We start from the raw sequence: 531 nt of genomic DNA on the forward strand, positions 1-531 counted from the left end.
TGAACCAGCACGGTACCGGGAAAGTCTTTCGTTACGATGTCGACGACGGGAAGGAGATCATCTGGGCGTCCGAGCGCGACGGGCACGAGCACCTGTACCTGTTCGACGGCCAGACGGGCGCGCTCAAGAACCAGATCACCAGCGGTGAGTGGGTGGTCCGGGGGGTCAACCATGTCGATCCGGTCAAGCGCCAGATCTGGTTCGAGGCGAGCGGGAGGAACCCGGGGGAGGACCCCTATTTCGTCCATGCGTACCGCATCGGCTTCGACGGTGAGGGGCTGACTGAGCTCACGCCCGAGCCGGCCAACCACCATGTCGAGTTCTCTCCCGACGGCCGCTACTATGTCGATCTCTGGTCACGCATCGATCTGCCGCCCCGCATGATGCTCTACCGCGCCAGCGACGATGTCAAACTGATGGAGGTGGAGACCGCCGACATGTCCGAGCTCGTCGCCGCCGGCTGGCAGCCGCCACTCAGCTTCCACGCCAAGGGGCGCGACGGCAAGACTGATATTTGGGGCGTGATCCACC

Annotated in this window: 1 protein-coding gene; it reads left to right on the forward strand. The window is 64.0% G+C overall.

Annotated features, from left to right (window positions below; all coding sequences use genetic code 11):
• The coding region (locus AC0L3D_RS36915) for a DPP IV N-terminal domain-containing protein (protein WP_473647562.1) at positions 1 to 531 on the forward strand (531 nt) is incomplete at both ends.

The organism is Mesorhizobium sp. WSM4837 (assembly GCF_055811435.1).